The organism is Moritella sp. Urea-trap-13 (genome assembly GCF_002836355.1).
GTDB lineage: Bacteria > Pseudomonadota > Gammaproteobacteria > Enterobacterales > Moritellaceae > Moritella.
Window position 1 is genome coordinate 1 of record NZ_PJCA01000030.1, and the last position, 26,137, is coordinate 26,137.

Here is a 26,137-nt window from a genome sequence, read left to right on the forward strand (position 1 = left end):
CTGAACGGCTGTTGCCGTGTCAGTGGGAGCGATTATAGAGAACTGCATTTTATTGGCAAGTAGTTTTATTAAAAAAAATGTAAACGCTCAAATAGTAATCAAATCGTATCTATTTAACCTTTAACTATCATCTTAGCCACAGATAATAGGTCTGCAAATACACCATCGGCAACTTCAGCGCCTTTCTCACACAGCACTTTGCCTGTCGAAACTAAATAATTGCCTTTAAGCTGTGATTTTTGACCTGCTTGAATATCAGATAACTTATCACCCACTAAAAACGACTGTTTAAAGTCAATATCTAACTCTTGTGCTGCGCTATCTAACATCCCTGTATTTGGCTTACGACATAAACAGTCTTGCTTATAATCACCAATACCTTTGTCTGGATGATGAGGGCAATAATAAACACCATCAAGTTTAACGCCACGATCAGCAAGTGAGCAATTCATCCACTCCGTTAAGGTCATGAATTCATCTTCGCTATAATAGCCGCGTGCAATACCCGACTGATTGGTGATAACAACAAGGAGATAACCATGCAGCTTTAATAGCTGCATTGCTTCAATGCTACCTTCGATGAATTCAAAATCATCAATTTTTGAAACATAACCTTTATCTTTATTAATCACACCATCGCGATCTAGAAACACAGCTGGAGTTGCCACTATTTTCACCTTTAGTTATCTATGACATACAATCGACCATTATTTCATGCAATCAAAATTTCGCAATCGATACCGCAGCAATCTTTGTTACGCTTTCACTCTACCTAAAATGATATAAAAGAACGTTTAGACGTCTAGATGTAAAAAAGTCCATTGACTTTAATCAACTAACTAATTAGCATATGTATCCAGTTGTTACTTATATATGAAGAATTAATATCTAACTTTATAGAATAATTCTTACTTTTTGTTTTAGGCGTTGAAATGATCAAATTAACAAATATCAATAAAATATTTGAAACTACAGAAAAGCCTGTGTACGCCCTGAAAGACGTTAACTTAAACGTTAAAAGCGGTGAAATATTCGGTGTAATAGGTTCGTCAGGTGCTGGTAAAAGTACACTGATACGTTGTGTTAATTTACTTGAAACACCAACGTCTGGTTCAATTCAGCTCGATGGCGTTGAGTTAACACAATTAAACAAAGCAGACCTGTGTACTGCAAGACGTCAAATAGGCATGATATTTCAACACTTCAATTTATTATCATCACGTACTGTATTTGATAACGTTGCACTGCCACTTGAATTAGCTGGCATATCTAAAAGCGAAATTACAGATAAGATCACACCTCTTCTTGATCTTGTTGGTTTAACGACAAAGCATAATGCCTACCCTGCTGAATTAAGTGGCGGTCAAAAGCAACGAGTTGCAATTGCCCGCGCATTAGCGTCTGAACCTAAAGTGTTACTTTGCGATGAAGCAACATCAGCACTTGATCCAAGCACAACAAAATCTATTTTAGCTTTATTAAAAGATATCAATGAACGACTCGGTCTCACTATTCTACTGATTACCCACGAGATGGAAGTAGTAAAGAACATTTGTCATAACGTTGCGATCATCGATAAAGGCGAACTCATTGAACAAAATACCGTTGCTAACTTTTTCGCCAACCCTCAAACAGAACTGGCACAAACATTTATTGAAGCAACGATTAACCTTGAAATTCCAGATGAATACAAACAGCGTCTGTCATTACATAGAAAAGCTAACTCAATGCCCTTGGTACGCCTTGGTTTCACTGGTAATAGTGTTGATTCTGCGGTTATTTCAGAAGTAAGCCGTACTTTAAATGTTGATGTAAACATTTTAAGTGCCGATATTGAATTTGCTGGCGGCATTAAATTTGGTTATATGCTTGCCGAGCTTATGGGTACTAAAGAAAACACAATTGCAGCTAAAGCATTTTTCCAACAACACGCAGTTAACGTAGAGGTTATCGGTTATGTCGACTGAGCAAATGATTAATTTACTTTTCACCGCGACCATTGAGACGCTGGTGATGGTTGGCATCGCAGCCGCAATTGCGTGTTTACTTGGCATGCCAACAGGGATCCTGTTACATGTAACAAAAACAGATGGCATTTTAGAAAACAATAAATTAAATAATGTATTAAGTATCATAGTGAATATTGGTCGTTCAGTGCCCTTCATTATTTTACTTGTGGCGATAATTCCGTTCACTCGTCTCGTTGTTGGCTCATCAATCGGAACTGGCGCGATGATAGTGCCATTAACCGTCGCTTCAATCCCATTTATTGCGCGATTAATTGAAGGTGCATTATTAGATGTACCGACAGGCCTAGTCGAAGCAGCACAAACAATGGGTGCAACACCACTACAGATTGTAATGAAAGTACTTATCCCTGAAGCAATGCCAGGTATTATCAACAGCATCACCATCACGTTAGTGACCTTAGTAAACTATTCAGCAATGGCTGGGACAGTTGGCGGCGGTGGTCTTGGTGATGTCGGTATTCAGCATGGCTATATTGGTTTTAACCCCACAATTATTTTAATTACCGTTATTTTGCTAGTGATCATCGTACAGATTATTCAATCAATCGGTGAACGTTTAGTAAGTAAAGTCGACCACAGATAATAAATCTTAAAAACTAAAGGAAGTAATAATCATGGAATTTTCACTAAAGAAATTAGTATCAGTAACAGCAATCGCATCAAGTGTATTATTGAGTGCGTGTAGTGGTGATAAAGAGTCGACGGTATTAAAAGTGGGGGCAATGGCCGGCCCTGAAGCAGAAGTTGTTGAGATTGCCAAGAAAATTGCTAAAGAAAAATACAATCTTGATATTGAAATTGTAACCTTTACTGATTATGTAACACCAAACCGCGCATTAGAAGAAGGTAGTATTGATGTAAATGCTTTTCAACATAAGCCTTACTTAGATGCACAGATCGAGCAACGTGGTTACGATATTACAGCAGTAGCAAACACATTTGTTTACCCAATTGCCGCTTACTCAGCATCAATCAAAACCATTGACGAGTTAAAAGAAGGTGACAAGGTTGCAGTACCAAACGATCCAACAAACCTAGGCCGTTCATTATTATTATTGGAACAGCAAGGTATCATTGCACTGAAACCTGGTGTGGGCATTAAAGCAACAGAGTTAGATATTACAGCAAACCCATTCGGTGTTGAAATAATCAAGTTAGAAGCTGCATTACTTGCACGTAACTTACAAGATGTAACTCTTGCTGTTATCAACACAACGTTTGCGACTAAGATTGGTTTATCGCCAACAAAAGATGGCGTATTCGTTGAAGATAAGGAATCACCATACGTAAACTTGATCGTTGCACGTAATGACAATAAAGATTCAGAAAAAGTGAAGCAATTCATCGCCGCATTCCAAACGCAAGAAGTCTATGATGAAGCGAACAAATTATTCAATAATGCTATCGTAAAAGGCTGGTAATTAGTAGTTAATTACGCCAATGAAATTAGCGTAATTACAATAATGATGAGTATAAGGTGTGGTTGGCAACAAAAAATAATCTGTATTTTTTGATATTGGTCACACTTTATACCAAGCTTAGTGAATCGCTCATTACCTGAGATTCATTAAATGCCCCACTCTTCATTGTGTAAAGCTCCTTTGTGGTCATCTATCGCCACAAGTATAATGATGTTTCTTTCTATCCCTGTGATGGCCTCTCTTTCTAGTGATACAGATGAGCGCAACAAGCTTTCATCTTCCAAGCAAATAAGCTTACCTAATAGTGAAACAAATTCATTTTCGATTAATTGGCAGTGGACAGATCGCGAGGGCAAAGATTTAAAAGTAAAATCATTCTTTGATACCGAGCTTGTCGAAACCTCGTTACAAGACAGTTATAAGCTTTCATTTTCATTAAGTAACCCAATCAAAGCCATTCATACCTACTTAACCCCAAGACTCGAATTTGCGATTGAGCGTATTAATTTTTATACTCCTGATGATCAGGATAAAATAACAGACATAAGATACGCATTTACCAACAAAGCCGATAGCAATGCATCACAGCTATTTTGGCAAGCCTATAACCAATACCAAAATGATGCCTTTTATCACCTTAAAATAAGCCCTTGCGTACATCCAGATAATAAAGAACTACCTTGCGTTAGGCCTAATTATTCTCAACTTTTTTATGAATATAGAGCATATCTAAAAGATATCGCGACACAGTTAGCTAAACAGCAATCATTCATCACTGCCGTGGATAATGCACGGCATTGGGTCTATGCGATCCCAGATCGAGAAGAACATGACAACAGTTTTTTCTCACCTATTAGTGTGTTAAAAACCAATGAAGCTGATAGTGATGAAAAAGCGCTACTACTGGCAACGTTAATTAGTCAGCTAGCCCCCAAGTATGAGCTTTTCATGCTTTATCCATCCAACAGTATTGGTAGTGTATCTCCAGTCTGGTTAACGATCGATAGTAAAAGTGGCATAGAGGGACAACGAATAATGATCAACCAAAATCAATATACAGTAATTTCTGGTTCTAAAATAAAACTAGATAAAATGCTATCTTCAAACACAGAATTAATTAGTGAATCATTATATTAACCACATATTTAGGATTTTTGGTCAGATTATCTTGGTAAATAGAATGATATGTGAAATTATCTAAGCCAAAGTAGTAAGTTATCTTGCTATTAAATAGACGAATTTTCACCTCACTTTCATATTTATAAGGATAAAAATAATGAAAAGAATACTGACCGCTATCACCTTATCTCTCACTTCATTTGTTACTTTAAGCCATAATTTGACTATCGGAGAGAACTTACCGCAAGTAACCATTGCAGATAAAGGTTATGTTGAGTTAGTGGAAGGCGAATTTGACTACCGTCAGTGGTCTACAGGTGAATTAAAAAATAAAGTTATTGTAGTTCAACACATTGCAGGTCGCACATCGGCAAAAGAATTAAACGAACCTATGATAGATGCCTTAAAGCAAGCTGATTTCCCATTCGAAAAATACAATACTGCAACACTGGTTAATTTAGATGATGCGATTTGGGGCACTGGCGCAATCGTCGCCAGCCAACTTAAATCAAACAAAGAAGAATTCCCTGATGCTATTTTCGTCGTCGATGAAGAAGGTGATCTCCGCAATCAATGGGGACTCACAGAAGAAAGCTCAGCGATCATCTTATTAGATCCCGCAGGTAAGATCCTATTCGTCAAAGATGGTGAAATGAATCCAACAGAGATTAATAACGTGATAGGACTTATCAACGCTAATATATAGCCTATATATCTAAGTGACTGCAATAAGCACAATGGGCGAGTCAAGGTCGATTTATTATCTCCTGACTCGCTTTAATGACTTACAGATATAATCCAGCATAAAATATTCTTCGTTATCTAACAATTCCACGGACCAAAACAATACTTTTATTGCCATATCAGGTATAAATAAAGGCTTACTCCCACTCCATTTGAATGCGCTGTTAGGTTTTGATATGTCCGTAAATGATACCAGTATAAATAAAATTGAATCGAATATTTTAAACAGTATTCAACAACTACGTAAAGTTGCCAAAGAACGGGGTATCGATGGTATGTTGACGGTAAATAAGCATACTACATTCGAACACAGGGCCATTCAGCGTGTTAACCAAGAGAAAATAAAACAACAACAAAACCTAGAAAGTATTGTTATGCGTGCTAATAACTTCTGTGATGACGTAACCAGCGAGAATATTGATCCTGATTGGCTCGGTGCATTCATGTCTATGGCAAAAGATATTTCCGGCTTACATATGCAAACCTTGTGGGGACAAATCTTTGCATTAGAATTAAGTCACTCCGGTAGCTTCTCGGTAAAATCATTGCGCACGCTCAATCAAATGACCCAACGCGAAGCACAAATGTTTCAGGTCGCTTGCAACTTAAGCTCGCAGGTCGGTCATGACTCTAATCGTAAGATTGTATTAAATTGCCAAAATAACAGCAAAAGCTTCTTATTATTCAATAAACCACAATTTAAATCGATTAACTTAGGCCGACATAAACTGCCTTATAGTAGCTTTTTAACATTATCCGATCTGGGATTAATTCATCACAATGAATTAGAAATGGTTAACTTACCTTTAGATAAAGATTTACCGATAAGCTATGGGAAGGAGACATTAACAATGAAAGTTAAAAACCGTTCATCACGTATGAAATATTACCGCTTTACTAATATCGGCGATGAACTGGCTAAACTCATCCCTCACGAAAGTAAGGGTGAATATTTCGCTGAGTTAACTAGTCATTTACATAACGCTTTCCATTTTTAAATTTATACCCAAATTACTTAGCAACAACAAAAAATGGATTTAATACCGACTCTTGATGGTTATACAATAACGGTGAGCCATCAAGTTGTACGACCTTAGCCCCTGCAGCACAAGCAACCGCATGTCCAGCGCCAGTATCCCACCAACAAGTAGGGCCTAACCGTGGATAGCAATGTGCGCTGCCTTCAGCAATCAAACAAAACTTCAGCGAACTGCCAACTGGTATTATATCGGTATCTTTGTAACGCGTTAAATACAATGCCATTTCAGGACTTGCATGAGAACGCGAGCCAACTACTTTAACCGTTTCATTCTCAGGTATAGCTAATGCGCTTAACTGAGTGGTGTTACCGTCATGCAATAAGAATGCACCTTGCGTCGTAGTATAATAAAGTTTATCTAAGACCGGCGCATAAACGACACCTAATATCGGTTGCTGATTATGGATCAAAGCGATATTAACGGTGAACTCACCATTACGTTTAATGAACTCCTTAGTGCCATCAAGCGGATCCACAAGCCAAAACGTCTGCCATTGCTTTCTTTCATCCCAAGGTATACTGCTACCTTCTTCAGATAAAATCGGAATATCCGGGGTAATAGTGCGTAAACTTGCAACAATAATATCATTGGCAGCAATATCAGCTTCCGTTACCGGAGAGTTATCATCTTTCATATCCACATGAAAATCACGCTGATAAATATCTAAAATTTCTTGTCCCGCTGCAACAGCAATATCATTAATCTTACTGACTAAATGATCGATTGATATATCCATGTGTTCGCTACTACTCCCTTGCTCACAAACTATGCCTTAATATGGCACTTACAAAACGGTTACTTTATATGACCTTGCTGAGCAAGATACATCATGATCTGTTGAACTGACATAGACACAGGATTATTACCGTTATCTAAATATAATTCAGGTTTTTCTGGTGCTTCATAAACAGAATCAATACCGGTAAAATTCTTGATTTCACCTGCGCGGGCTTTTTTATAAAGCCCCTTCGGATCGCGCAGCTCACAAGTCGCAAGATCGGCATCCACATGTATTTCAATAAATTCACTGTCACCGAGTAATGAACGCACTAATTCGCGTTCTTGGCGATGTGGAGAAATAAATGCTGTTAATACAATAACACCCGCATCAACCATTAACTTTGCCACTTCTCCCACTCTGCGAATATTTTCTTTACGGTCGTCATCGCTAAAGCCCAGATCACCACATAAACCAAAGCGTACATTATCGCCATCTAATAAATAAGTGTGGTAGCCCGCTTTATGCAATTCATTTTCAAGCGCACCAGCGACTGTCGATTTACCCGAACCACTTAAACCAGTAAACCAGAGTACGCAAGGTTGCTGCTGTTTGTTCGCTGATCTTGCTGCTTTATCAACACTGTGTTGATGCCATACGATATTGTCAGTGGCTGCTATTTCAGCCTCTTTGTCCTTGATAATTGTAGTCATTACACTCTCACAGATAAAATGGGAATACATATGGGATCATTACTAATACCACAGTGGAATAGACAATCGATGTCGGTATACCGAGCTTAAGGTAGTCTGATAATGCATAATTGCCGGCACTATAAACCATTAAATTTGTTTGATAACCATAAGGCGAGATAAAGCTCGCACTGGCACCGAAGATAACCGCCATAATAAAAGGTAATTCACTCACGCCATAACTTTGCGCTAAACTAAACGCGATTGGAAATGCCAGCGCTGCGGCCGCGTTATTGGTGATTAATTCACTTAATAATAATGTGGCGAAATAAGTGGCAATAAAAGCAGCCAATACACCCCAACCATTAAAAGCCTCTAATAAAGAATTGGCTAACACGTCAGATACGCCTGTCGTCTGCAGCATATTAGATAGCGCCAGCGCACTGCCAACCACAACCCATAAATCAATAGGTAAGCGTCGACGGATCTCTTGTAATGACAATGTGCCACTCATACACAATAACAACACGAATATGACCAGACCTTTCAATAATGGTAAAGTACCAGTAAGCGCTAACGCAATCGTCGTTACAAAACCAGCTAAAACGCCAATGCTTCGATGATCGCTTAAGCGGGTTGCCGCATCTAAGCCACTGACGACAACAAAATCACGATTCAGATCTTTATTGTTTTTAAATTCAGCTCCTGGCGCCAACAATAATGTATCACCGGCACGTAAACGTACATTACCCAATCCACCACGTAACGGGCTGTGACCACGGCGAATGGCCACCACCACAGAATCAAAATGCGCTCTAAATTTACTTTCTTTGAGGGTTAAGCCGTTTAATTTTGAGGAATGACTGACTATCACTTCCACCAGATGTTGGCCATTAAGCTCGCCTTGGCCAAATAATTTTAGCCCCTTAATATCTTGCAGCACACCAACGGAGTCAACGTCACCACAAAACAATAGTTGATCGTTCGCTTGCAATATTTCTTCTGGGCAGACAGGACAAATAACCTCATCATTTCGCAGTATTTCAGCAAGGTATAACTGTTTTAACGCACGTAAGTTATTTTCAGCAATGGTTCTACCGACCAGCGCTGAATTCGGTTTTACATGCGCTTCTAAAAAATAAACTAATTCTTCGCTGTCATCTTGGCTGTGGTCAGGTAATCGATGGCTCATGGTAATAAGCACAACCATACCAGCAAGAAAACCGGCTAAACCAATAATAGAAAATTCAAAAAAACCTAATGGAGGAAGCCCCGCATCAACCACAAAACTATTCACAATAAGATTGGTCGATGTACCAATCAAGGTCAAAGTACCGCCAAAGATAGCAGCATAAGAAAGTGGGATAAGTAGTTTAGTAGGTGCATGGGTATTATTACGCTTCACCGCGCCAATAAGAGATGCAACGACAGCGGTATTGTTGGTAAAAGAAGATAATAGTGCGGTAGAAAAGCCTAACTTAGCCACCACAACAGTAAAATGACCAGTGGATAATTGTCGTCCAATCCAACTGATTAAACGGGTTTTTTCAATGGTAATCGAAATCAATAATAATAAAATTAATGTGATCAGAGAAGGATTGGTAAACCCAGCCATCACTTGTGGCATCTCAATAGAGCCTGACAAGTAAGCTAAAATAACCATCGCACCAAATAAACTCGAAGGTCGAAATTTACCGGAAATAAGTAAACCTATAAAGATCACCAGTGCGCCTAAAATGCTTCCCTGTATCACATTCATAACAATATCCTACAGCTTGCTAATATCGATAGCTTGCCATTTTGGGAAGTGTTTGCGCACTAACGCATTCAACTCAACTTCAAACCCACTAAACTCATGTGAGTGAGTGCTTCCTTTGGTATCTAGGACTTGCTCAATCATGCCCGCACCAACAGTTACATTGGTTAAACGATCAATCACAATAAAGCTACCCGTGTCAGCAACGTCTTGATAGTTGTCAGCTGGAACGGCTTCAGTTAATGTTAACTCACATAGACCGATTTCATTCAATGCCAGTTCTGTGGCCGCCGATTCTTCCAGCGTATTCACATCAACCTTATTGCGGATCGCTGTAAATTGTCCCGTGGTCTGCTTACTCGCTAATTTGATATCGTATTGACGACCAATTTCAAGTGCTTGATCTGACATCCATACCACATTGGCCACAAGTGAATCAGAGATAATTGGTTGCTGTGCAGCCGAAACCAAAATATCACCACGGCTCACATCAATTTCATCAGTAAGGGTTAACGTAATTGCTTGGTCTTGATGTGCTGACGCAAGTTCACCATCAAAAGTAACAATCGATTTAACCGTACTTGATTTACCTGATGGTAATACCACAACTTCATCACCGACACTGATTTGGCCTGCAGCGATAGTACCAGCAAAACCACGAAAATCGAGATTAGGACGATTGACGTATTGCACTGGTAATCGGAACGGTTTATCAAGTGTCTCATCTGATGTATCAACCGCTTCTAAACACTCTAATAATGTACGACCATTAAACCAAGGCGTGAGTGTCGAACGATCAACAACGTTATCACCGAGTAATGCCGACAATGGCGTAAATTCGATAGTGATATCATTTAATTTTTCAGTGAAACCTAAGTATTCTTCTTTGATCTCTTCAAAACGTTGCTCAGAGAAATCAACAAGATCCATCTTATTAATAGCGACAACAAAATGTTTAATACCCAGTAGTGAGGCGATATAAGAATGACGTTTGGTTTGAGTTAACACCCCTTTACGTGCATCAATCAAGATCACTGCGAGATCACACGTTGAAGCACCAGTCGCCATATTACGCGTATACTCTTCATGTCCTGGCGTATCGGCAATAATAAATTTACGTGTTGCGGTCGAGAAATAACGATATGCCACATCAATGGTAATACCTTGCTCACGTTCGGCAGCAAGACCATCAACTAATAACGCTAAATCAATCGCTTCGCCAGTTGTGCCTGACTTTTGGCTATCAACATGTAGCGCCGCTAATTGATCTTCATAGATCTGGTGTGAGTCATGTAATAAACGACCAATAAGGCTACTTTTACCATCATCAACACTACCGCACGTTAAAAAACGCAATAGGCTTTTGTGTTGTTGCTGCTGTAAGTAGGTTTCGATATCTGTTTGTGCTAATTCATTTGCTATTTGACTGTTCATCTACCCTGCTCCTACCTAGAAATAACCTTGACGTTTCTTCTGCTCCATCGAAGCTGAAGAATCGTGGTCAATCATACGTCCTTGTCGTTCACTGCTTGTAGCCAGTAACATTTCTTCAATAATCTCAGGCAATGTTAAAGCTTCAGATTCCACAGCACCTGTTAATGGGTAACAACCGAGCGTTCTAAAACGTACCATTTTCTCTTCGATTTTCTCACCCGCTTGTAACTTCATGCGATCATCATCAACCATGATCAACGCGCCATCTCGTTCGACAACAGGGCGTTTGGCAGCAAGATAAAGTGGTACAATTTCAATTTGTTCTTGATAAATATATTGCCAAATATCCAGTTCAGTCCAGTTTGACAATGGGAATACACGAATGCTTTCACCTTTATTCACTTGACCGTTGTAAGTACGCCATAATTCAGGACGTTGGTTTTTCGGATCCCAGCGGTGATGTTTATCGCGGAATGAATACACACGTTCTTTAGCACGTGATTTTTCTTCATCACGTCGTGCGCCACCAAATGCCGCATCAAAACCGTATTTGTCCAGCGCCTGTTTCAGACCTTGGGTTTTCATAATATCGGTATGCTTTGAGCTGCCATGATCAAATGGGCTACAACCCATCGCCAACCCTTCAGGGTTTTGGTGTACTAACAGGTCAAAACCGTATTTTTCAACAGTCTTGTCACGAAACTCGATCATTTCGCGAAACTTCCAGTTAGTATCAACATGCAATAATGGAAATGGGATCTTACCTGGGTAAAAAGCCTTGCGTGCTAGGTGTAACATTACAGATGAGTCTTTACCGATTGAATACATCATTACCGGATTATCAAACTCTGCAGCAACTTCCCTGATTATGTGGATACTTTCAGCTTCCAGCTGTTTAAGGTGGGTCAACCTCTGTTGATTCATCTTCTACTCCATCAGACCAAATTGGATAATTTCATATCGTTTGGATCAATATAGCCTCTTTACTTATAACCGCCAAAGAACATAAACTGATTCTTAATAACTTTTAGGAATATAGGAGGATGACGGAATGATTATAGAAAGCTAAAAGGAATTATTGAGTGGAACAAATTCATTGCTAGAACAGTAGGTTATATTGTTCACTGTCATTGTCACCAGCAAGGCCGACATATAAACCAATTAAACGAATACTACGTTCTTCTTGTTTTGTCAGTGCTTGTGCATATAAATCAGTAAACAGATGCTCGTCGAGCGTGGTGATGCTTTGTTCGGCACTGGTGAGGGTAAAATCATTGAACTTCAACTTCACACCTTGCTTGGTGATGCGCATATCTGGTGATGCTTTTTGCAGCCGTTGTAACAGAGTTTGGTATAACTGCGGAAATAAAGTCATGCATTGTGCTAGCGTGACAATATCTTCAGGTAAGGTGATTTCAACCCCTACCGATTTACGATTTCGTTCATTACAAACTGGTCGATTATCAATGCCCTGACAGCGTTCTAACAAGCTATGGCCGAGCTTACCAAAGCTCTCAATAATATCTTCAGCGGGAAATTTAAGTACATCCGCACAAGTATACAGACCAACGCGATTGAGTTTTTGCCAAGTCACTTTACCCACCCCAGGGATCTTATTCAAGGATAAGTCAGCAACGAAGGATTTCACCTGTGATGGGGTGATAACGAACTGTCCATTAGGTTTATTAATATCGGATGCTACTTTAGCTAAAAACTTAACAGGAGCAACACCCGCTGACGCAGTAAGTGCTAACTCAGACTCAATGACTTTACGAATATCTTCGGCAATTAACGTCGCACTACCAGAGAATAACTTACAGTCGGTAACGTCTAAATAAGCTTCATCTAACGATAGCGGTTCGATCAAATCGGTATAACGAGAAAATATTTCATGGATCTGAGCTGAGACTTCTTTATACACCTGCATACGTGACGGTACTAATGTTAAGTCAGGACAGAGTTGCAACGCTTTATAAGAAGACATAGCAGAGCGCACCCCATATTGACGGGCTATATAGTTACACGTTGCTATCACCCCGCGACGGTCACTCATGCCACCAATCGCAATAGGAATATCTTTGTACGCTGGATTATCGCGTACTTCGACGTTAGCAAAGTACGCGTCCATGTCGATATGGATAATTTTTTTCATAGCTTAACGAATCATAACCAACTAAGTTGTACAACATAAATAATACAGCACAAAAAGCACTGTATAAAAGGCCAGTTAATTATAAATAAAATTAATGCTAAGAACAAATAATTAAATGAAAAATAGCGGAAATAAAAGATAACACAGGAAGGATTAAACAGGGATATTGGGAGAATAAAAAGCAATCACAAACAAAACAAGGTGCCAATGCACCTTGTATATTTAGCTAATAGAAACTGTAAAAGCTAATTAAAATACATAACCTAGGCTAACCATGTATACCAATGGATCAAGGTCTGTTTTAACCTTCTGCTCAACACCATCTGCTTTAAAAGTCACATCTGTGCTGATATCTGCATACATAACTGATGCGTTAACTAACCATTTATCGTTGATTTTATAATCCATACCAACTTGCGCCGCTAAACCTACAGAGTTGCTCATATCTAAATCCGTCAACTTAGCTGCAGTGCCTGTATCATTAAACTCAGTGTCAAAAAATATAGTAAAGTTAACACCCGCTCCCACATAAGGACGGAATTTAGAACTTGCATCACCAAAATAGTATTGTGCTAATAGCGTTGGCGGTAAGTGTTTAACTTCAGCAATTACGCCTGTAGCGCCAAGTCCTACTTCATGAGTAAATGGCGTTGCTGCTACCAATTCAATACCAATATTATCAGTTGCCATATAAGTAAAGTTAAGACCTAACTGAGTATTGTCATTAACTTGGAATTCACCTAATGTCTCTAATACCTCACCACTTGACTCATTTGGTACAACCATCATGGCACCTGCACGAACAATGAAATCACCTTGTTGGTGAGCAAATGCTGGGGCTGCAAGCGTTGCTGATAATAAAGAGGCGGTGATTAATCCTGATAATATTTTCTTGTTCATGTAGAGCTCCATCAATGTGGTATGTTTTCATTTCAAATACAGTTTGATTACAGTTGATGTTCTTTTGCATCATTTAGTAACAAACAATTAACTTGGGTGTACTTTGCCATATACAGAAAACACTACATTGATATAGATCAACCACTTTGTAGTTACTCACTAGTGAGTACCAATTAAATGGAACTATTCTTTTAACATTGAAAATTAAGGATTAATTGTTATCTTTGTCGCGACCTTTAGAAACCTGCACTGCAGGCGAGTTAATTGCGGGTTTCAAAATGTGTCCACCTTTAAAACCTTTTACGGTACCGATTGCAGCAATAACCCAAGCACAAATAAGCGCAGAAAATAATATGATCGCAGCCCATTGAAACACAGGTAAACCAGTATGCAACGCGAGTTGAGTCGTCCCTGTAACACAAGTACCGACGGGGAATGTAAAAGCCCACCAAGTCAGTGCGAAAGGCATTTTTCTGCGCATCGCCCGCAAAGTCAGTAACCCTGCGATACATGACCAGAATAATGCAAACCCCCAAACTGGTACCCCATATAGTATTGCCATGGTATTTAAACTGTTCGCAATCGGTTCATCAACAACAGTCAGCGCCACCGTCCCTAAGGCGCCAATAGCGGTGATAGATTGGCCAAGCGGTCCTAATACTATCCACAATGTTGGCACGCGCGCCCCACCAGAACTACCAGCATGGGCTAAGCGATTCCAGATCAGCGTAATAATAATCATAGCCGCGATCAAACTGACCCCAAACATCGCATAGCAGGCATATAAAAGGGTTTGCTGCAACACGATACCTTGGGCATGCGGAATAAGCATAGCGCCTATAGTTGCTGATACCATAGGTGGCACAACCGGCATTAACCAACCACCAAAAGCGGCGTGACTATTAACTTCATAATGAGTAAACAGACGAAAAGGAATGATAACCGCACTGAGTAAACCACCGAAAGTACCAATCAGCCACAAAGTCCAAGCAATTATTAATACCGTTTCAGCGGCAAAAATATGGTTGCCCATCAATATAGTCCCACCTGCGATTGTCAGTAGCGCCATTGGCGGCGCGCCAAAGAATTGCGCCATAACAGGATCGTTAAATTGTCGCTTAATAATCTCAGGGCGTATGATCGTCTGTATGATCTTAACCGCGAGCATTATGATTAGTAGCGTTGCAGCTAATAACCAGACAACCAAAGCAAAGTCAGTAAGATAAATACCAATCAAAGGTAAACCTACCGCAGCATTGGCAATAATCCCAGTGCCCATGACTGAAGCAAACCAATTAGGGCCAATCTCTTTACCAAATTTAGGTTCAGTTATAACGCTCATTAGCGCCTCCAAGCATAATGCTATGATTTTTATTGATTAAACGAACTCAGGATTATATATAAAATAACAGATAGTGAGTGCATAAATTTTATGCGGGTCAGATAACATAAATCATAGTGAATAGAATAAAGAATAGAATAAAGCGGAGGATTTACCATTGTAAAAAACGAGTATCGATCGTGTAAAAAAGTTGTACCAAGGGAGAAATAAGGTAAGGTTTAAAAAAGCTATAAAGTACAAAATTGCACTTTATAGCTAGATGCTTGGCATAAACTAGATGATACGATTTTCGTTTAACATCTTCTGTTTAGCTTCTTCTTTTGCTATTTTAGCTTTGCGTTTATCACATGGATCTGGGCAATCACAGGCCTTTTCCATACCTAAACCACTAATACCACCACAGCTGCCTGTGATAGATTTTTTTTGCACGATATAACCGATAGACATACCAGTAATAACGAGCGCAAAAATAACAAATGTTGCAGCAAAATAAGCCATATTAGCCTCTATTTTAAATAAGGTTCGAACTGTTTAGTATACACTTCATTATAACCTGAATCTGACTTAGAGATCATCAATACAGCTAAACCTTGCTGCTTGGCGAACTCAAGACCGTCTTTCTCACCCATCACCATTAATGCTGTCGCTAATGCGTCAGCAGTCATTGATGAAGTATGGATAACCGTAACAGATACGAGTTTATGCTTAATCGGCTTACCGCTTATCGGGTCAATAGTATGCGCAAAACGCTCACCATCTAACTCGTAATAATTACGATAATCACCTGATGTTGCAATCGCATTGTTACCAACGGCAATCACTTCTTGTACACTTTGATTGGCACTAGTCGGTTTCTCAACTGCAACCTGCCAATCAATGCCACGAGCATTAACACCATTAATACGCAGCTCGCCACCAACTTCAACAAGGTAGTTTTCAATACCTAAAGAAGCAAAGTAATCAGCGATAACATCAACGCCATAACCTTTCGCAATCGAAGACAAATCAACGTATAAACCATCGATGTCTTTACTTAACGTCGTCTCGGTCGCAGCTAAATGCTGAATACCAATACGTTGCTTAATCGTATCTAGTTGTTGCTGTGATGGTATTTTTTCCGGTTTATTATCCGGACCAAAACCCCACAGATTAACTAACGGACCTACGGTTACATCTAATGCACCATTCGTCAGTTTATTCAAACGAAGAGCTTCTAGCACTACCTTTGCCGTATCAGCTGATACTTCAAAACCAGTAACAGCCACACTTTGATTAAAGCGCGATAACTCTGAATTAGGACGATAAGTCGACATCTGGTCGTTCACTAATTCTAAACGTTTATCAATCTCGATTTGGATATCTTGCTTATCTTGTTCAGACAGTGGGAAACCCACGACTTTCATGTGATAAGTTGTACCCATAGTAGGACCAGAAAAAAGCACTTCTTCTGTACTTTTTTGTTCACTACAACCAAGAATGAAAATGGCTAGCCCCATCAGAGCTAGCCATCGATACATCGATTTGAATTGAATCAAAAAATATTAGCCAAAGTCATCTAGCATGATATTTTCATCTTCAACACCAAGGTCTTTCAGCATACCGATAACAGCAGCATTCATCATTGGTGGACCACACATGTAGTACTCACAATCTTCTGGCGCTTCGTGATTTCCTAAGTAGTTCTCAAGGATCACGTTATGGATGAAGCCTGTGTAACCTTCCCAGTTATCTTCTGGTTGTGGATCACTCAGTGCAACATGCCATTCAAAGTTTTCGTTCTCTTTTGCAAGCATATCGAAATCTTCAACATAGAACATTTCACGCTTAGAACGCGCACCGTACCAGAATGAAACCTTACGTTTTGTATCTAAACGGTTTAACTGATCGAAGATGTGTGAACGCATTGGCGCCATACCAGCACCACCACCAACAAATACCATTTCATTGTCAGTTTCTTTTGCAAAGAACTCACCAAATGGACCTGAGATAGTTACTTTGTCGCCAGCTTTTAAGCTGAAGATGTACGACGACATTTTACCTGCAGGTAAAGACAAATCACGCGGCGGTGGCGTAGCAATACGCACGTTAAGCATAATAATACCCGCTTCTTCTGGGCAGTTAGCCATAGAGTAAGCACGGATAGTGTCTTCATCAACTTTAGATTCAACATCAAAGAAACCAAAGTGTTTCCAGTCGCCACGGTATTCTTCAGGAATATCATAGTCTGAATATTTAACATGGTGAGCAGGCGCTTCAATTTGGATATAACCACCGGCGCGGAAAGGTACCACTTCGCCGTTTGGAATAGCCATTTTAAGCTCTTTAATGAAGGTTGCTTTGTTATCGTTAGAGATAACTTCACATTCCCATTTTTTAACACCAAAGATTTCTTCTGGCAGCTCAATGTCCATATCAACTTTTACGCTAACTTGACATGATAAACGCTCGCCTTCACGTGCTTCACCTTTAGATATGTGGTCAAGTTCAGTCGGTAGAATATCACCACCGCCTGATTTAACTTTCACACGACATTGGCCACAAGTACCACCGCCACCACAAGCTGAAGAAACGAAAATACCGCTTGCAGCTAGTGAACCTAGAAGTTTACCACCTGCACCAGTCACCACAGTTTTCTCTGGGTCACCGTTAATACTAATTGTAATATCACCTTCACTTACCAATTTAGACTTAGCAAACAGAATTACTGTTACCAGGGCTAAAACGATAATTGTGAACATGACTACGCCGAGAATGATTTCCATCGACTTATCCTTTGCTCTTGAAACATGCTGACCGAAGCCAGCTGTTTGTTATAACTGAATACCAGAAAATGACATGAAACCTAGCGCCATAAGACCTGCTGTAATAAAGGTAATACCTAAACCACGTAGACCATCTGGCACATCTGAATATTTCATTTTCTCACGAAGACCAGCCATCGCAACGATAGCTAACATCCAACCTAGACCACTACCAAAACCATATACTACTGATTCTGTGAAGTTATAGTCACGTTGTACCATGAAAGATACACCACCGAAGATTGCACAGTTAACTGTGATCAGCGGTAGGAAAATACCCAGTGCGTTATATAGAGCCGGTAAGAATTTGTCTAACACCATCTCTAAGATTTGTACTAACGCCGCAATTACACCAATGAACGTGATGAAACCTAGGAAGCTTAAATCAGCTTCAGGGAAACCAGCCCATGCAAGTGCACCAGGAGCAAGTACACTGCCATAGATAACTTGGTTAACAGGAATCGAAATAGTAAGTACTGCAGTTACTGCAACACCAAGACCGATCGCTGTTGTCACTTTCTTAGATACAGCAAGGAATGTACACATACCTAAGAAGAATGATAATGCTAAGTTTTCAATGAAAATAGCACGTACGAATAAACTAATATAATGTTCCATCGTTTACCCCTTTGGCTCAACTTGCTCTGGTTTCCACGTACGTAGACCCCAAATCAATAGACCAATGATGAAGAATGCACTTGGCGGAAGTAGTAGTAGGCCATTTGACTGGTACCAACCACCGTTTTGGATAAGTGGTAAGATTTCAATACCAAACCAAGTACCTGAACCAAATATTTCACGTACTGTCGCAACAGCAAGTAAGATAGCACCGTAACCTAAACCGTTACCGATACCGTCTAAGAAACTTGGAAGAGGTTTATTCTTCATTGCGTATGCTTCAGCACGACCCATTACGATACAGTTTGTAATGATTAGACCAACGAATACCGAAAGCTCTTTTGATAGCTGGAAGGCTACCGCTTTAAGTACTTGATCAACGACGATTACAAGTGATGCAATAATTGCCATTTGCACAATAATACGCACACTGTTCGGGATCATGTTACGTACTAACGAGATGAAGAAACTTGAGAAGGCAGTTACTACCATCACAGCGATTGTCATTACAAACGCAGTTTCCATCTTAGTTGTTACAGCTAGAGCAGAACAAACACCTAAGATTTGTAATGCAATAGGGTTGTTCGTAACAATAGGGGAAGTAACTACTTCTCTTAAGTCAGACTTAGCCATTGTTTAAGCCTCCGTTTTGCAATTTCTTCAAGAAAGGACCAAAACCGCTGTCACCAATCCAGAACTGGAATGTATTTTCAACACCTTGGCTAGTTAGAGTTGCACCAGATAGTCCATCAATACCTGAAGGAGTCTTATCTTGACCGCCGCCTTTAACTACACGGATTGCAACGTCGCCATTCGCATTGAATAGTTGCTTGCCTTCCCATTTAGCTGTCCACAGTGGGTTTAACACTTCACCACCTAGACCCGGAGTTTCTCCTTGGTCATAGTACTGAATGCTTTTTACTGTTTTAGCGTCTTTATCAATTGCAACGAATGCATACATCGTTGACCATAAGCCACGACCGTATACAGGTAAAACGTAAGATTCAATGTTACCTTGCGCATCTTTTACAAGATAAACATCAGCAACATTTGAACGACGCTTAATACCAGCAACATCGTTACCCGATAAGTCAGTACTTTTCGTTAGATCTTTTACGTTTTGAAGTTGATCAAATGTCGCTGCATTTTCTTCAACATACTCACCCGTAGTTAAATCTACAAATTTAGCTTCAACAAATTTAGCGTAAATTTCGCCAACGTTCGCATTTGCTTCTAATTTGCCTGCAACAGAAAGTAGGTTAGTTTGCTTGTCTAATGCTTTGTTAGCATTTTGAGCATCACGTAAGCCTACAGCTGCGCCAGATACGATGATTGAACATACTAAACACAACGCCGCAACGACTGTGATAGTTTTCAGTGGAGTTTCTTTACTAGCCATTGCGTGCAAGTCTCCGTTTAATGTTAGCTTGAACAACAAAGTGATCAAATAGAGGTGCGAATAAGTTAGCAAATAAGATTGCTAGCATCATACCTTCTGGGAATGCAGGGTTAACCACACGAATTAGTACAACCATTAAGCCGATAAGAATACCGTATGCCCATTTACCGTTGTCAGTAAACGATGCAGATACAGGATCAGTCGCCATGAACATCATACCAAACGCAAAGCCACCTAGAACTAGATGCCAGTAGAATGGTACTTCGAACATTGGATTAGTGTCAGAACCAATCATGTTGAATAGTAAGCTTGTCGCTACCATACCGATCATTACGCCAGTAACGATTCTCCAAGATGCAATACCAGCGAAAATTAATACGCTACCCGCTAATAAGATAATTAACGTCGATACTTCACCTGTAGAACCTTGCATGTTACCAAGGAACGCATTAGCCCAAGTCAATGAACTAGTTAGGCCTTCAAGACCGCCAGCTGCTGCAGAGCTTAGTGCTGTTGCACCAGAGAAACCGTCAACCGCAGTCCAAACAGCATCACCTGAAATATCAGCTGGGTATGCGAAGAACAAGAACGCACGACCAGCAAGTGCTGGATTTAAGAAGTTCTTACCTGTACCACCGAATACTTCTTTCGCCATTACAACACCGAAAGTAATACCAATAGCCGCTTGCCATAATGGAATGTTAGCAGGCAGGATAAGTGCAAATAGGATCGATGTGACGAAGAAACCTTCATTTACTTCATGCTTACGCACTGCCGCAAATAACACTTCCCAGAAACCACCAACCACAAACACTGTCGCGTAGATAGGTAGGAAATAAACCGCACCATATAGCATATTCGCTATAACACCTGCGCCCTCACCAATCGTAACGCCAAACATGTTTAGTAGTGCAACATGCCAATCGTCAAATGCAAGACCAGCACCTGATGCAATAGCAGTATTAGCTTGAGCACCAATGTTGTACATACCCCAGAAAACCATAGGTAATGCACACATCCACACTAAGATCATAATACGTTTTAAATCGATATTATCACGTACGTGTGTTTTACCTTTTGTAACAAAACCAGGTGTAAATAAGCCAGTTGCAATAGCTTCATACAGGGCAAACCATTTTGCGTGTTTACCACCTGGTTCGAAGTGATGTTCCATCTCTTCGATATAATTCTTAAGACCCATGCTTAACCTTCCTTCTCAATTGTCGTTAGACAATTACGTAGAATTGGACCAAAGTCGTACTTACCTGGGCAAGTAAAAGTACATAACGCTAAATCTTCTTCGTCTAATTCAAGACAACCTAACGTAATCGCTTCATCTGTATCGCCCGTTACTAAAGAACGCAGTAACATAGTCGGTAAGATGTCTAATGGCATTACACGTTCGTAGTTACCAATTGGCATCATTGCACGATCACTACCACCAGTGGTTGTAGTAAAGTTAAATTGACGTGCACGGTTGAATGCAGAAGCAAATACGTTCGCTACAGAAAATTTATCGCTACCTGGTTTCATGTAACCAAGGAACTCTTTCTCACGGCCTTCAGTCAACGCACTAATTTGGTTGTGATAACGACCAAGATAAGCATTTACACTGTAAGTTTGAACACCAGATAGTACAGAACCAGAAATAACACGGTTTTCACCAGCATTAAGTTCATTTGCAGTTAATTCTGTAATTGATGCGCCTAGACGAGTGCTAATCAAACGTGGTTTTTTCACAGCAGGGCCTGCTAATGAAATAACGCGGTCTGTATGTAGTTCACCTGTAGTGAATAACTTACCGAAAGCAATAACGTCTTGATAGCCAATAGACCAAACAGTACGCTTAGTACCAGCTGATTCTAATAAATGAATATGCGTACCAGCAAGACCAGCAGGATGAGGGCCAGCAAAAGCTTGCTCTTCAACATTTGATGCTGTTGATTTAGGTAATGGACCTTGCCCTTTACAAACGTAAACTTTACCGCTTGTTAAGTGTGAGATCACATTTAAACCATCAACAAATGCATCGCTGTTTTGATTAATAATTAATGCAGCATCTGCAGCAAGTGGATTTGTGTCCATTGCTGTAATAAAGATTGCTGATGCATTACTATCAATTGCAGGAACACGGCTAAATGGACGAGTGCGTAATGCAGTCCATAAACCTGAGTCTACAAGATTGTTAACCACGACGTCGCGGTCAAGATTAGCGATTTCAGCTGATGTAACCTGAGCGAATTTCTCACTCTCGTCACCATCTACGTCAATCACTACCGATTGTAAGATCCGCTTAGCACCACGGTTAACTTCAGCAATTGTTCCTGCAGCGAAGGCAGTATATTTAACGCCAGGTGTCTTTTTGTCTTCAAAAATAACCTGACCTTTCTTAACACGATCACCAACTTTAACACTCATTGTTGGGCGCATTCCAATATACTCTTCACCTAGAACAGCAACTCGTGTGATAGCAGGGCCATCATGAATTACTTGCTCAGGTTTACCTGCGATAGGTAGATCCAGTCCTTTTTTTATCGTAATCATACTCACATGCACTACTTTTTTTAGGAAGATAAAGAACACTTTCGTCAGTGAAAATCACACACGAGAATACCAATTAGTGAGTATTCACAAAGTGGAGTGGTTTCATTAACAAAAAATTTGGGGTTATTCTAGCACTAATTTAAGATGATTGCTTGCTCTTCATCAAGTAACAGACACTAATAAATCAAACTTTTTAATACCTGTTTAGATGAAAATATAATCAAATTAAAACAGTGAGTTAAGAAAATAAAAATCAAATTAAATTAAATGTTAAATCAAGAACAGTGGTTTTTTTGCACTGATTTTAATCATATATAACGATATCTTTATTAATTGAAATAAAATTCTAAAAAGTTAACATATGACCACGTCCGTAACATTTAATTAATCATATTTCTACTTCAACTGTTAATTAGCCTAAGCAGTCAGGTGACTCCGGTATTTTTTGATCTTGAGCATTTTTTTTAGCCCACTGTTCTGATGTGTAAGCATGAATGGATAGCGCGTGAATACCCGCTTCAAATTGAGCCACCAGCGCAGTATTAACCATACGATGACGCGCAATCAACATTTTACCGTCAAACTCGGTGGCGACGATCACTACCGAAAAATGAATTTCAGTGCCCAGTGGTACATTGTGTTTATGACTATCACAAACCACCTCTAAATGCTGAATATCAAAACTAGCCAATAATTGCTGTTGAATATCGTTACCTAATGACATTTAAAACCTCTTCTTTATATATTTAGTAAAATAACAGTGTAAAATGCACGATCAACCTTAACTGGAACACACTATGAACACTGAGCTATCTCTTGAAAGTACCGAATTATCTTTGTACCGCTACCCTAAACGTAGCGTTGAGCAACTGCAAGCATGGGACTCAGCCGATGAGTATATTATTAATACGGTTGCAGATTTAACGCTTGCTGAGCAATCTTCAGTACTTATCTTCAATGATAGTTTTGGTGCATTAACGTGTGCTTATAATAAGCATAATGTCACAGCAGTGAGTGATTCATGGATCACGCATGCGGCCATCGCGCAAAATCTAGATGAAAATGAGTTAAGCACAGAACAGGTAAAAGTCCAAGACTGTCTTGCTGCGTTACCGGAAAACATTGATTTAGTATTAATCAAGATCCCACGCACTTTGTCTTTATTAGAACACCAACTTGCAATGCTGAGTCATGTTGTTACCCCAAACACAACTATCATAGCTGGTGCAAAAGCGAAAGATATTCATAATTCTACGCTAGCCTTGTTTGAAAAATACCTCGGCGAAACGAAGACATCATTAGCAAAGAAAAAAGCACGTTTGATCTTTGCAACAATCACTGAAACCAAAGCATTAGAAGTGCCAGCGCCAGTGACTTGGGATGTAGCAAAAACAAATATCTCACTCTCTAATCATGCCAATGTATTCTCACGTAACAATTTGGATATTGGCGGCAACTTCTTTATGCAGCATTTACCAAAAGGTGAATATCAGCATATTATCGACTTAGGTTGTGGTAACGGTATTATCGGTATTACTGCAGCGAAACTAAACCCACAAGCTAAAATCACCTTTGTTGATGAGTCATTTATGGCTATCGCATCAGCAAAGGAAAATGTGGCAGCGAACATTGCTAACCATGAACCAGACGTGGAATTCTTAGTGAATAACTGTTTATACGACTATGAACCACACAGTGTGGATCTGGTATTGTGTAACCCTCCGTTCCACCAAGAAAAAGCCATTACTGACCATATCGCATGGCAAATGTTTAAAGATGCACACCGAGCATTAGCTTGGCGCGGCGCACTTTACATTGTTGGTAACCGTCATCTTGACTATCACGTGAAACTTGATCGTTTATTCGATAATCATGAAGTTATTGCATCCAATGCTAAGTTTGTGATTATTAAGGCGCAGAAATAATATGCTGAAAAAATTGCTATTAAGTGCCGGCCTCATATTATTAACAGCCTGCGCCAGTGCGCCTCAGCAAGTGAATATCACTGCAGAGCCAGCACCGTTAACAACGCAATACAGCGAAACTCAGGTTACGCTAACAAGCAAAGATATTCGTGATGCTAATTACTTAATTGCCGTGCACAAAGTCGGTGAACCAGCGCAGCTACTGAATAATCAAGGCTCACTGGTGAAGCTGACGACCGCTAAACTGCAACAAGGTTGGGAACAACAAGGATTAGTGTTTACGCCACAAGCAGATATCGCGATTAACCTTGAATTGCAAACGGCGAGAATTGATGTTCAGCAAGATAGCTTTGAACATCAAGCGGACTCGGCTTTAGTATTGATTATCTCAATTGCAAATAACGGCCAAACACTGACGAAGCAGTTTCGCAGTGCATCAACATTAACAGGCGCGTTTAGCCCGTCAATGAGTGATCTGGAAGCTAAATTTTCACAGCAATTGTCATCACTACTGAACGATATATTTAATGATCAACAGATCCGTGATTATCTAGCACGCTAATTAACCACACGACATAGCGTAAAGCAGTAGATAACGTAAAAAGCCTCGTTGGTGACTTATTATAAGATCATCAACGAGGCTTTTTTACGTTTGTAATGAACAACAATATTACATGTTATTATTTCAATAGCGTCACGCTTTCAATCACGATATCAGTCACAGGTACATCACTGTAGTGCTGTTTCTTACCCGTTGGTTGCATCGCCATTTTATCAACCACATCCATGCCTTTTATTACACGACCAAACACCGCATAGCCTGCTTGTGAAGGCTGTGAACCAGAACGGTTTAAGAAGTTGTTATCTTTCAAATTAATGAAAAATTGTGACGTTGCTGAATTGGGGTTATTGGTGCGTGCTAAGGCCAACGTACCGCGTTCATTACTTAAACCATTATTCGCTTCATTAATGATTGGCTTACCGGAAGTCTGTTTGTCCATATTGGCTTTAAAGCCACCCGTTTGCGCCATAAAACCAGGGATAATTCGGTGGAAAATAATGCCCTTGTAAAAATCGCGTTCAACATAGTTGATAAAGTTGGCAACCGAAACAGGGGCTTGTTCAGGATATAGCTCAACCGTAATATCACCTAGGTTGGTTTTGATTAAGGCTTTTGTCTCTGCTGCAAAGGCAGTATTAAACATAAATATTGAGCACAAAATTAACAATAACTTGGTAAAAAAATGATTTATTCGCATGATGTAACTTCCATTCAGTTATAAGAATAAGCGTATTACAGGCACTATATCAGATGTTTGATCTATTTATCCAAGCAACCTCAAAGTCCACTATCAATAGCTTAGCAATTGTTGTTCGAATTTATGACATAAATATGAAGTTTTTTCATTTTTAAGTTGAGCGCCGATTAAAACCAATCTTTTGAGATCATTCACACTTTTTTCATAAATCCGCATTAACAATACGCTTATTCATGACAGCGA

At 39.7% G+C, this 26,137-nt stretch carries 27 protein-coding genes; 8 read left to right on the plus strand and 19 right to left on the minus strand.

All coding sequences use genetic code 11. The annotated features are described in order from the left end of the window. Positions 1-113: 113 nt before the first annotated feature. On the minus strand, positions 114-668 hold the full coding sequence (gene gmhB / locus CXF93_RS07450) for a D-glycero-beta-D-manno-heptose 1,7-bisphosphate 7-phosphatase (RefSeq protein WP_101061801.1): 555 nt from the start codon (positions 666-668) through the stop codon (positions 114-116). A gap of 264 nt (positions 669-932) precedes the next feature. Here gmhB and metN point away from each other — a divergent pair, with 264 nt between their 5' ends. The 6 genes from metN to CXF93_RS07480 all read left to right on the plus strand — a co-directional run bounded on the left by metN (position 933) and on the right by CXF93_RS07480 (position 6,312). Further along, positions 933-1,967: a methionine ABC transporter ATP-binding protein MetN gene (gene metN / locus CXF93_RS07455; RefSeq protein ID WP_101061802.1), complete on the plus strand. Its 1,035-nt coding sequence runs from the start codon at positions 933-935 to the stop codon at positions 1,965-1,967. Next, positions 1,957-2,613, plus strand: coding sequence for a methionine ABC transporter permease (locus CXF93_RS07460; RefSeq protein WP_101061803.1), 657 nt, complete (start codon positions 1,957-1,959; stop codon positions 2,611-2,613). The genes metN and CXF93_RS07460 overlap by 11 nt, the downstream gene beginning before the upstream one ends. Before the next feature lie 31 nt (positions 2,614-2,644). Further along, positions 2,645-3,451 (plus strand): methionine ABC transporter substrate-binding lipoprotein MetQ, encoded by an 807-nt coding sequence (metQ, locus tag CXF93_RS07465; protein ID WP_101061804.1) that lies wholly within the window; start codon positions 2,645-2,647, stop codon positions 3,449-3,451. A 150-nt stretch (positions 3,452-3,601) separates the two neighbouring features. Beyond that, on the plus strand, positions 3,602-4,588 hold the full coding sequence (locus tag CXF93_RS07470; protein ID WP_101061805.1) for a hypothetical protein: 987 nt from the start codon (positions 3,602-3,604) through the stop codon (positions 4,586-4,588). A 139-nt stretch (positions 4,589-4,727) separates the two neighbouring features. After that, on the plus strand, positions 4,728-5,276 hold the full coding sequence (locus tag CXF93_RS07475) for a YtfJ family protein (RefSeq protein WP_101061806.1): 549 nt from the start codon (positions 4,728-4,730) through the stop codon (positions 5,274-5,276). A gap of 214 nt (positions 5,277-5,490) precedes the next feature. Then, positions 5,491-6,312: a TIGR03899 family protein gene (locus CXF93_RS07480; protein WP_101061807.1), complete on the plus strand. Its 822-nt coding sequence runs from the start codon at positions 5,491-5,493 to the stop codon at positions 6,310-6,312. A gap of 13 nt (positions 6,313-6,325) precedes the next feature. Here the strand turns inward: CXF93_RS07480 and cysQ are convergent, their stop codons facing one another. From cysQ to CXF93_RS07565, 17 genes are all read right to left on the minus strand, one after another. Continuing rightward, positions 6,326-7,090, minus strand: a complete 765-nt coding sequence (cysQ, locus tag CXF93_RS07485; RefSeq protein ID WP_101061808.1) for a 3'(2'),5'-bisphosphate nucleotidase CysQ — start codon at positions 7,088-7,090, stop codon at positions 6,326-6,328. Positions 7,091-7,149: 59 nt separating this feature from the next. Beyond that, a complete protein-coding gene (gene cysC, locus CXF93_RS07490; protein WP_101061809.1) occupies positions 7,150-7,785 on the minus strand; it encodes an adenylyl-sulfate kinase in 636 nt (211 codons plus the stop codon). A gap of 7 nt (positions 7,786-7,792) precedes the next feature. Beyond that, entirely contained in the window at positions 7,793-9,523 is a 1,731-nt protein-coding gene (locus CXF93_RS07495; protein ID WP_101061810.1) for an SLC13 family permease, read from the minus strand. A 9-nt stretch (positions 9,524-9,532) separates the two neighbouring features. Continuing rightward, complete coding sequence (cysN, locus tag CXF93_RS07500) at positions 9,533-10,954, minus strand: sulfate adenylyltransferase subunit CysN (RefSeq protein WP_101061811.1); 1,422 nt, start codon at positions 10,952-10,954, stop codon at positions 9,533-9,535. A 15-nt stretch (positions 10,955-10,969) separates the two neighbouring features. After that, on the minus strand, positions 10,970-11,878 hold the full coding sequence (gene cysD, locus CXF93_RS07505; RefSeq protein WP_101061812.1) for a sulfate adenylyltransferase subunit CysD: 909 nt from the start codon (positions 11,876-11,878) through the stop codon (positions 10,970-10,972). A 175-nt stretch (positions 11,879-12,053) separates the two neighbouring features. Then, positions 12,054-13,106 (minus strand): DNA polymerase IV, encoded by a 1,053-nt coding sequence (gene dinB, locus CXF93_RS07510; protein WP_101061813.1) that lies wholly within the window; start codon positions 13,104-13,106, stop codon positions 12,054-12,056. Positions 13,107-13,355: 249 nt separating this feature from the next. Next, on the minus strand, positions 13,356-14,006 hold the full coding sequence (ompW, locus tag CXF93_RS07515) for an outer membrane protein OmpW (protein ID WP_101061814.1): 651 nt from the start codon (positions 14,004-14,006) through the stop codon (positions 13,356-13,358). A 211-nt stretch (positions 14,007-14,217) separates the two neighbouring features. Continuing rightward, positions 14,218-15,348, minus strand: a complete 1,131-nt coding sequence (locus CXF93_RS07520) for a TDT family transporter (protein ID WP_101061815.1) — start codon at positions 15,346-15,348, stop codon at positions 14,218-14,220. A 273-nt stretch (positions 15,349-15,621) separates the two neighbouring features. Further along, positions 15,622-15,846: a (Na+)-NQR maturation NqrM gene (gene nqrM / locus CXF93_RS07525; RefSeq protein WP_101061816.1), complete on the minus strand. Its 225-nt coding sequence runs from the start codon at positions 15,844-15,846 to the stop codon at positions 15,622-15,624. Between the two features lie 8 nt (positions 15,847-15,854). Further along, the gene (locus CXF93_RS07530; RefSeq protein WP_232784138.1) at positions 15,855-16,844 is read right to left on the minus strand and encodes an FAD:protein FMN transferase; all 990 of its coding nucleotides are present in this window, start codon (positions 16,842-16,844) and stop codon (positions 15,855-15,857) included. 45 nt (positions 16,845-16,889) lie between these two features. After that, positions 16,890-18,110 (minus strand): NADH:ubiquinone reductase (Na(+)-transporting) subunit F, encoded by a 1,221-nt coding sequence (gene nqrF, locus CXF93_RS07535; RefSeq protein WP_101061818.1) that lies wholly within the window; start codon positions 18,108-18,110, stop codon positions 16,890-16,892. A gap of 48 nt (positions 18,111-18,158) precedes the next feature. Continuing rightward, positions 18,159-18,767: an NADH:ubiquinone reductase (Na(+)-transporting) subunit E gene (gene nqrE, locus CXF93_RS07540; protein WP_019441632.1), complete on the minus strand. Its 609-nt coding sequence runs from the start codon at positions 18,765-18,767 to the stop codon at positions 18,159-18,161. Between the two features lie 3 nt (positions 18,768-18,770). Beyond that, positions 18,771-19,400 (minus strand): NADH:ubiquinone reductase (Na(+)-transporting) subunit D, encoded by a 630-nt coding sequence (locus CXF93_RS07545; protein ID WP_101061819.1) that lies wholly within the window; start codon positions 19,398-19,400, stop codon positions 18,771-18,773. Further along, on the minus strand, positions 19,393-20,166 hold the full coding sequence (locus CXF93_RS07550; protein WP_101061820.1) for a Na(+)-translocating NADH-quinone reductase subunit C: 774 nt from the start codon (positions 20,164-20,166) through the stop codon (positions 19,393-19,395). Before CXF93_RS07550 ends, CXF93_RS07545 begins: the two co-directional genes overlap by 8 nt. Beyond that, positions 20,159-21,367, minus strand: coding sequence for an NADH:ubiquinone reductase (Na(+)-transporting) subunit B (locus CXF93_RS07555; RefSeq protein WP_101061821.1), 1,209 nt, complete (start codon positions 21,365-21,367; stop codon positions 20,159-20,161). The genes CXF93_RS07550 and CXF93_RS07555 overlap by 8 nt, the downstream gene beginning before the upstream one ends. A 2-nt stretch (positions 21,368-21,369) precedes the next feature. After that, entirely contained in the window at positions 21,370-22,710 is a 1,341-nt protein-coding gene (locus tag CXF93_RS07560; protein WP_101061822.1) for a Na(+)-translocating NADH-quinone reductase subunit A, read from the minus strand. A gap of 412 nt (positions 22,711-23,122) precedes the next feature. Continuing rightward, the gene (locus CXF93_RS07565; protein WP_101061823.1) at positions 23,123-23,434 is read right to left on the minus strand and encodes a BolA family transcriptional regulator; all 312 of its coding nucleotides are present in this window, start codon (positions 23,432-23,434) and stop codon (positions 23,123-23,125) included. Positions 23,435-23,507: 73 nt separating this feature from the next. Here CXF93_RS07565 and CXF93_RS07570 point away from each other — a divergent pair, with 73 nt between their 5' ends. Both CXF93_RS07570 and CXF93_RS07575 read left to right on the plus strand, forming a co-directional pair. After that, positions 23,508-24,635, plus strand: coding sequence for a methyltransferase (locus CXF93_RS07570; RefSeq protein ID WP_101061824.1), 1,128 nt, complete (start codon positions 23,508-23,510; stop codon positions 24,633-24,635). 1 nt (position 24,636) lies between these two features. Beyond that, positions 24,637-25,197 carry a YajG family lipoprotein gene (locus CXF93_RS07575; protein ID WP_101061825.1) on the plus strand — a complete coding sequence of 187 codons (561 nt, stop codon included), beginning with the start codon at positions 24,637-24,639 and terminating at the stop codon, positions 25,195-25,197. Positions 25,198-25,315: 118 nt separating this feature from the next. Here the strand turns inward: CXF93_RS07575 and CXF93_RS07580 are convergent, their stop codons facing one another. After that, complete coding sequence (locus CXF93_RS07580; protein WP_198551621.1) at positions 25,316-25,840, minus strand: peptidylprolyl isomerase; 525 nt, start codon at positions 25,838-25,840, stop codon at positions 25,316-25,318. Between the last annotated feature and the right edge of the window lie 297 nt (positions 25,841-26,137).

Bases quoted from the DNA above. Each gene is read 5' to 3' on its own strand.
- metN (WP_101061802.1), top strand. From the start codon at position 933: ATGATCAAATTAACAAATATCAATAAAATATTTGAAACTACAGAAAAG.
- CXF93_RS07460 (WP_101061803.1), top strand. From the start codon at position 1,957: ATGTCGACTGAGCAAATGATTAATTTACTTTTCACCGCGACCATTGAG.
- metQ (WP_101061804.1), top strand. From the start codon at position 2,645: ATGGAATTTTCACTAAAGAAATTAGTATCAGTAACAGCAATCGCATCA.
- CXF93_RS07470 (WP_101061805.1), top strand. From the start codon at position 3,602: ATGCCCCACTCTTCATTGTGTAAAGCTCCTTTGTGGTCATCTATCGCC.
- CXF93_RS07475 (WP_101061806.1), top strand. From the start codon at position 4,728: ATGAAAAGAATACTGACCGCTATCACCTTATCTCTCACTTCATTTGTT.
- CXF93_RS07480 (WP_101061807.1), top strand. From the start codon at position 5,491: ATGTCCGTAAATGATACCAGTATAAATAAAATTGAATCGAATATTTTA.
- cysQ (WP_101061808.1), bottom strand. From the start codon at position 7,090: ATGGATATATCAATCGATCATTTAGTCAGTAAGATTAATGATATTGCT.
- cysC (WP_101061809.1), bottom strand. From the start codon at position 7,785: ATGACTACAATTATCAAGGACAAAGAGGCTGAAATAGCAGCCACTGAC.
- CXF93_RS07495 (WP_101061810.1), bottom strand. From the start codon at position 9,523: ATGAATGTGATACAGGGAAGCATTTTAGGCGCACTGGTGATCTTTATA.
- cysN (WP_101061811.1), bottom strand. From the start codon at position 10,954: ATGAACAGTCAAATAGCAAATGAATTAGCACAAACAGATATCGAAACC.
- cysD (WP_101061812.1), bottom strand. From the start codon at position 11,878: ATGAATCAACAGAGGTTGACCCACCTTAAACAGCTGGAAGCTGAAAGT.
- dinB (WP_101061813.1), bottom strand. From the start codon at position 13,106: ATGAAAAAAATTATCCATATCGACATGGACGCGTACTTTGCTAACGTC.
- ompW (WP_101061814.1), bottom strand. From the start codon at position 14,006: ATGAACAAGAAAATATTATCAGGATTAATCACCGCCTCTTTATTATCA.
- CXF93_RS07520 (WP_101061815.1), bottom strand. From the start codon at position 15,348: ATGAGCGTTATAACTGAACCTAAATTTGGTAAAGAGATTGGCCCTAAT.
- nqrM (WP_101061816.1), bottom strand. From the start codon at position 15,846: ATGGCTTATTTTGCTGCAACATTTGTTATTTTTGCGCTCGTTATTACT.
- CXF93_RS07530 (WP_232784138.1), bottom strand. From the start codon at position 16,844: ATGGGGCTAGCCATTTTCATTCTTGGTTGTAGTGAACAAAAAAGTACA.
- nqrF (WP_101061818.1), bottom strand. From the start codon at position 18,110: ATGGAAATCATTCTCGGCGTAGTCATGTTCACAATTATCGTTTTAGCC.
- nqrE (WP_019441632.1), bottom strand. From the start codon at position 18,767: ATGGAACATTATATTAGTTTATTCGTACGTGCTATTTTCATTGAAAAC.
- CXF93_RS07545 (WP_101061819.1), bottom strand. From the start codon at position 19,400: ATGGCTAAGTCTGACTTAAGAGAAGTAGTTACTTCCCCTATTGTTACG.
- CXF93_RS07550 (WP_101061820.1), bottom strand. From the start codon at position 20,166: ATGGCTAGTAAAGAAACTCCACTGAAAACTATCACAGTCGTTGCGGCG.
- CXF93_RS07555 (WP_101061821.1), bottom strand. From the start codon at position 21,367: ATGGGTCTTAAGAATTATATCGAAGAGATGGAACATCACTTCGAACCA.
- CXF93_RS07560 (WP_101061822.1), bottom strand. From the start codon at position 22,710: ATGATTACGATAAAAAAAGGACTGGATCTACCTATCGCAGGTAAACCT.
- CXF93_RS07565 (WP_101061823.1), bottom strand. From the start codon at position 23,434: ATGTCATTAGGTAACGATATTCAACAGCAATTATTGGCTAGTTTTGAT.
- CXF93_RS07570 (WP_101061824.1), top strand. From the start codon at position 23,508: ATGAACACTGAGCTATCTCTTGAAAGTACCGAATTATCTTTGTACCGC.
- CXF93_RS07575 (WP_101061825.1), top strand. From the start codon at position 24,637: ATGCTGAAAAAATTGCTATTAAGTGCCGGCCTCATATTATTAACAGCC.
- CXF93_RS07580 (WP_198551621.1), bottom strand. From the start codon at position 25,840: ATGTTTAATACTGCCTTTGCAGCAGAGACAAAAGCCTTAATCAAAACC.